The following is a 5858-nucleotide window of genomic DNA, read 5'->3' on the forward strand; positions in this document are numbered from 1 at the left end:
GTGAGCCGCGCCCCGCCCGCGTCGATCGAAGGGACATGGCAGAGCACCGGATACGGTTACGTCTTCGACATCGCCCGGGACGGTGCGGGCGGGGCGCGGCTCACCTCCTACGAGCGGACCTCGGGGAGCTGCCTCGGCGGGGACACGCTGACACCGGTGGGCCGCGAGGGCGACGCGACCTCCTTCGGTGAGGACGGGGAGGCCGAGCTGGTCGTCCGCGTGCGAGGAGACCAGCTGGTCGTGCAGGAGCCGGGCACGGTCGGACACATCCGCATGAACCGGCTCGAGGAGCCGCCCGACTGCCCGTCCGCGGTCCCCCGGAACGCGGACGCCCGCCGCCTGCAGACCTTCGACGTCTTCTGGCAGAACCTCACCGAGCACTACCCGCCCTACCCGCACCGGAAGCTCGACGGGACGGGCAGGGAGCGCGACCGGGCGGCCCTGGCCGAGGACAACAGCGACCGGACCCTCGGCAGGCTGCTGGGCGACACGGTCCGCGAGCTCGGCGACATGCACACCGGTGTCGAGGGGGAGGACCTCAGCCTGTACGGCAGACGGCCGGGCACACGCGAGGCGGCCGACATGGACACCGATGCCTTCCGCCCCGCGATCGAGGCGAGGCTGGGCACACCGCTCGAACCCGTCATCGACGACAAGGTGGAGTACGCCGGCGGGCTGCCGGGCCGCTTGGGCTACCTGCGCATCACCCAGTTCGACGACTTCGCGGGCGAGTCGTACGACGTCGACCGGAGGAAGTTCGAACAAGCACTGGACACGGTGTTCGCCGTCGCGGAGCGGGACGGCTGGCGCGGCCTCGTGCTGGATCTGCGCCTCAACCACGGCGGCTTCGACGGCCTCAGCCTCGCCCTCGCCGCCCGGCTGACGGGCACGTCCCATTTCGCGTTCCAGAAGCGGGCGCGTGACACGCGGGCGGCCTCCGGATTCACGCCGTACGAGAAGCTGCGGGTGTCGCCCGGCGATCGCCCCGGCTTCCGCGGACCGATCGCGCTGCTGGTCAGCGACCTCACGGTGAGCGCGGGCGAGACGGCGGTCATGGCGCTGCTGAACCGCTCGCCGAAGCCCGCGCTGATCGGCCGCCCGACGCAGGGCGTCTTCTCGGACCAGCTGTCGCGGACGCTGCCCAACGGCTGGTCCCTCGACCTCGGCAACGAGGACTACCGGGATGCGGCCGGGCAGAGCTTCGAGGGCCGCGGCATCCCGGTGCCGCGGGAGTTCCGCACCCCCGTCTTCACGGCCACGGAGATCGAGCACCGCTGCGACGCGGCCATCGCCCGCGCCTTCGACCACCTCGCGGGCAACCCGCCGGGGACGACACCGCCGTGCCCGGGCGGATCCTCCTGACGGCGGGGACGGCGCCCCGGAGGTCCCCCCTCACCGATCACGGGGCCGGTCCCGTACGGGTCGCCGTACGGGTGTCGTACGGGTTGCCGTACGGGCGCTGTACGGAACCGGAGGCACGCCCCGTCGGCGCGGCCCCGTGGAACAGGTCCCCGGCGAAGGGGGGAGCCGGCCTCCGGGCACGGGGTTGACCCTCGACCTTGTCGAGGCACGAGGGTTGCGGGTGTGGAGAGCGAGATGCGCAGCATTGGTGAGACGGCCCGGGACAGCGGCCTGAGCGTGAGCGCCCTGCGGTTCTACGACCGTGCCGGTGTGCTCGTACCCGCCTGGGTCGACCCCGTGAGCGGCTACCGCTGGTACGCACCCGGGCAGCTGGACGAGGCCCGGCTGCTGGCACGGCTGCGGAGGGCCGACATGCCCCTGGCCGACATCCGGCTGGTGCTGGCCGGCTGGGCCGGCGCGGACACCGATCTCGTGCGGCAGCTCCTCGAGGCGCACCTGCGCCGCCTGGAACGGGGGCTCTCCGACGCCCGCGGCGAGTTCTCCACGCTCCGGACCCTCCTCGACGACAGGGAGAAACCCATGACCCGACCCCGTACCGCCACGGCCCGCCCCGCCCTCGGCTCGCCCGGACTGGCCGCCGCGCTGGACGCGGTCCGCTTCGCGGCCGGCACCGACCCCGAGGTGCCGATGCTCGGCGGGGTCCTCTTCGACGTCGAGGGCGACGCGCTGCGCCTCGTGGCCACCGACCGGTACCGGCTGGCCGTCGCGCGGGTCCCGGTCACCGGGCACGGCGGGTCCCGCGTGCAGGTCGTCGTGCCGCTGCCGCTCGTCGACGCGATGCGGGCGCTCGCCGGCGGCCCCGAGACCGTACGGCTCACCGTGGACGGCGACCGGGTGACGCTGGAGACGGAGGGCGGCCGCCAGGTGGCCGGCCGGTCCCTCGAGCACGACTTCCCGGACTACGTCCGTCTGATCAGCCTGCCCGCCGGCCGCCGCACCGTGGTCGACGTGGCGGCCTTCCGGCAGGCGGTGCAGGAGGGGCCCGTGCGTACGGGTGAGGTGCGCGAGACGGACGGGGCGGTCTTCGACGTCAGTGTGATCGGGGCCGGCGCCGACGGCACGGTACGCGTCTGCGACGACGGTGCGGACGCGGCCGGCGGGGTGGACGGGGACGGCGGCCGTGTCGCGGTCAACCGCGCGTTCCTGCTGGACGCCCTCGACGCCGGGGCCCGCGACCGGCTGGTCCTGGAGCTCGGCGCCCCCTCGGCACCCGTCGCGGTCCGCCGGCCGGACGACGAGGACACCTTCTCCCTGCTGATGCCGGTCCGGCTGGACGGCTAGGGTCCGTCCGCCGCGCGGTTCCCGTGCTCCCCGGCCGGGGAGCACGGGAACCGCGCGGCGGGAGGGGTGGTCCGGCGCTACGGCCGCTCGGTCTTCGCGTCCTCTGCCGGCTCCAGCGTCTCCAGGGCGGGGGCCAGGGCGGAAGCCGGGACGGCCGCGGACCCGCGGGGGGCGGGAGCGCTGTCCTCGGAGGACTTCCTCCTGGTCAGACGGAGGGCCACGGGCTCGGTGTAGCGGGCGGTGAGCGGTCCCAGGATGACCAGGATCAGGACGTACGAGGTGGCCAGCGGTCCGAGCTGGGGCTCGATCCCGGCGGTGACCGCGAGCCCGGCGATGACGATGGAGAACTCTCCCCGGGCGACCAGCGTGCCGCCCGCGCGCCAGCGGCCCCTCCCGGAGATCCCGGCCCGGCGGGCGGCCCACCAGCCGGTGGCCGTCTTCGTCAGCGCGGTGACGACGGCGAGCACGAAGGCGGGCAGGATCACCGGCGGGATGGACTGCGGGTCGGTGTGCAGTCCGAAGAAGACGAAGAACACCGCGGCGAACAGGTCGCGCAGCGGGGCCAGCAGGTTGTGCGCGCCCTCGGCGGCCTCCCCGGACAGGGCGATGCCGACCAGGAACGCCCCCACCGCCGCGGACACCTGGAGCTGCTGGGCGATGCCGGCGACGAGCAGGGTCAGGCCGAGGACCACCAGCAGCAGTTTCTCCGCGTCGTCACTGGAGACGAAGCGGGAGATGACCCGCCCGTAGCGGACGGCGACGAACAGGACGAGTCCGGCGACGCCGAGCGCGACGGCCAGTGTGACGCTTCCCGCGGCGAGGCCGACCCCGGCCAGCAGGGCGGTGACGATGGGCAGGTAGACCGCCATCGCCAGGTCCTCCAGCACCAGGATGCTGAGGATCACCGGGGTCTCCCGGTTGCCGAGCCGGCCGAGGTCGTTGAGGACCTTCGCGATGACGCCGGAGGAGGAGATCCAGGTGACACCGGCCAGCACCACGGCGGCGACCGGCCCCCAGCCGAGCAGCAGGGCGAGGATCGCGCCGGGCACGGCGTTCAGCAGCATGTCGACCAGGCCGGCCGGGTACTGGGTCCTGAGATTGGAGACCAGGTCGCTGGCCGAGTACTCCAGGCCGAGCATGAGCAGCAGCAGGACCACGCCGATCTCGGCGCCGATCGCGACGAACTCCTCGCTCGCGCCGAGCGGCAGCAGTCCGCCCTCGCCGAAGGCCAGGCCCGCCAGCAGGTAGAGCGGGATGGGGGAGAACTGCAGGCGTCCGGCGAGGCGGCCCAGCAGACCGAGTCCGAGGATGATCGCGCCGAACTCGATCAGGAAGATCGCGGAAGAGTGCACGCGCTCACTCCCGCCCGAGGATCTCGGCAGCGGTCTCGACGCCCTCACGGGTGCCGATGACGATGAGCGTGTCCCCGCCCGCCAGGCGGAAGTCGGGCGCCGGGGACGGGATCGCCTCGGCCCGGCGCAGCACGGCCACGATCGAGGCGCCGGTGTCGGTACGGATCCGGCTCTCGCCCAGCACCCTGCCGTTCCAGTACGAGGCGGCGGACAGTTCGATGCGCTCGGCGACCAGACCCAGGTCGGTGGTGTGCAGCACGTTCGGGCTGTGGTGAGCGGGCATCAGCGCGTCGATCAGGGCGGCCGACTCGGCGACGTTCAGCCGCAGCGACTGGGCGCAGGCGTCCGGGTCGTCGGAACGGTAGACGTTGACCGTGCGGGCGCCGTCCCGGTGCGCGATCACGGACAGGTGCTGGTGCTCACGCGTGGTGAGGTCGTATTTCACGCCGATGCCCGGCAGTGGCGTGGTGCTCATCCGTGGAGCAGGCACAGCCCGTCCCCTTCCCGGTTCTTCTTCTGGTCGTCCGTCCATGGGTGGGGACCCTCATCGCACTGATGGTCGGCCCCCACGGAGGACATCGTGTCATCCCGCGATCCCGTCGGGGGATTGGGTGATGCCACGGATGGACAACGGTCACGGCGGCACCCGACCGTCCACCGGAGTCCCGGAGCGGCGCCCCGCCGTGCCCGGTGACGTGCCGGGCACGGGGCGGGAACCTGCGTGGCCCGGGGGGGCTTTCCGGTCCGGCCGGCCGCCGGGTGTGGCCCACAGGGCCCATGGCGGCGGGGCACACCCGTGGGACGATGCGTACGAGGCACCGATTCGGGAGGCATGATGAGCGGTCTGGTCGTAGTGGGAGTCGACGGTTCGGCATCGAGCCTCGCCGCCGTGGGAGCCGCGGCCGAGGAAGCACGACGGCGCGGGGCCGGGCTGCGTGTGGTGCACGCCTTCCTCTGGCCGGCCATGCACGTGCCGCTGGGCCCCTCACCGCTGGGACCGCCCGGGGGCGGTCTGCAGACCATGGTCGAGAAGCTGGTGACCGAGGCGGTGGAGCACGCCAGGTCCGTGGCACCGGACGTGGAGGTCTCGCACACCGTGGTGACGGGCGAACCGCTGACCGTGCTGGAGGCGCAGTCCCACGACGCGGACCTGGTGGTCGTCGGGTCCCGCGGCATGGGGGGCTTCATCGGGCTGCTGGTGGGTTCGACGGCCGTGCACCTGGCGAGTCACGGGCAGTGCCCGGTGCTGGTCGTCCGGGAGACCGGCGCCCCGGAGGGCCCGGTGGTGGTCGGGGTCGACGGTTCCCCGAGGGGCGCGAAGGCGATCGGCTTCGCCTTCGCCGAGGCGGCGCTGCGCGGGGCCGAACTGGTCACGCTGCACTCCTGGACCACCTGGAACGCGCCGGCGCCCCCGCCGCAGGACGAGAAGGCCCCCTACGCGAGCGGGCCCGACGAGCTGAGGGCGGGCGAGGAGCGCCTGCTGGCCGAGGCCCTGGCCGGGCATCAGGCGCGGTACCCCGGTGTGAAGGTGCGGCACGAGGTCGTGCACGGCGGCACGCGCGAAGCGCTCATCGAGGCGAGCCGTACCGCGCAGTTGCTGGTGGTCGGCGCCCGGGGGCGGGGCGGGTTCACCGGGCTGCTGCTCGGTTCGGTCAGCCAGGCGATGCTGCACCACGCCCACTGCCCGGTGGCGGTCGTCCGCGGCGACGGCGGGGAGAAGGACGGGGACGCGTAACCCGCCCGCTTCCGGCCTTTCGCGTCGGTACGGTGTCCCGCCCGCGGGTACTTCGGTACCCGCGGGCG

General features: G+C 73.7%; 5 protein-coding genes. 3 read left to right on the forward strand and 2 right to left on the reverse strand.

Going from position 1 to position 5858, the window contains the following annotated elements; genetic code table 11:
* Window positions 1–1362 (forward strand): S41 family peptidase (locus tag AOK18_RS25165; RefSeq protein WP_157865179.1); only part of this gene is annotated, 1362 nt, incomplete at its 5' end.
* 234 nt (window positions 1363–1596) lie between these two features.
* Window positions 1597–2703, forward strand: a complete 1107-nt coding sequence (locus AOK18_RS25170; RefSeq protein WP_055695819.1) for a DNA polymerase III subunit beta family protein — start codon at window positions 1597–1599, stop codon at window positions 2701–2703.
* Window positions 2704–2780: 77 nt separating this feature from the next.
* Here the strand turns inward: AOK18_RS25170 and AOK18_RS25175 are convergent, their stop codons facing one another.
* Window positions 2781–4055, reverse strand: coding sequence for a cation:proton antiporter (locus AOK18_RS25175; RefSeq protein ID WP_055695817.1), 1275 nt, complete (start codon window positions 4053–4055; stop codon window positions 2781–2783).
* 4 nt (window positions 4056–4059) lie between these two features.
* Complete coding sequence (locus tag AOK18_RS25180; protein WP_055695818.1) at window positions 4060–4530, reverse strand: cation:proton antiporter regulatory subunit; 471 nt, start codon at window positions 4528–4530, stop codon at window positions 4060–4062.
* 360 nt (window positions 4531–4890) lie between these two features.
* Between AOK18_RS25180 and AOK18_RS25185 the strand changes: the two genes are divergently transcribed.
* Window positions 4891–5790 (forward strand): universal stress protein, encoded by a 900-nt coding sequence (locus AOK18_RS25185; RefSeq protein ID WP_055573500.1) that lies wholly within the window; start codon window positions 4891–4893, stop codon window positions 5788–5790.
* The last annotated feature ends 68 nt before the right edge of the window (window positions 5791–5858 follow it).

The sequence above is a fragment of the Streptomyces prasinopilosus genome, from assembly GCF_001419695.1.
In the GTDB taxonomy this organism is placed as follows: domain Bacteria; phylum Actinomycetota; class Actinomycetes; order Streptomycetales; family Streptomycetaceae; genus Streptomyces; species Streptomyces prasinopilosus.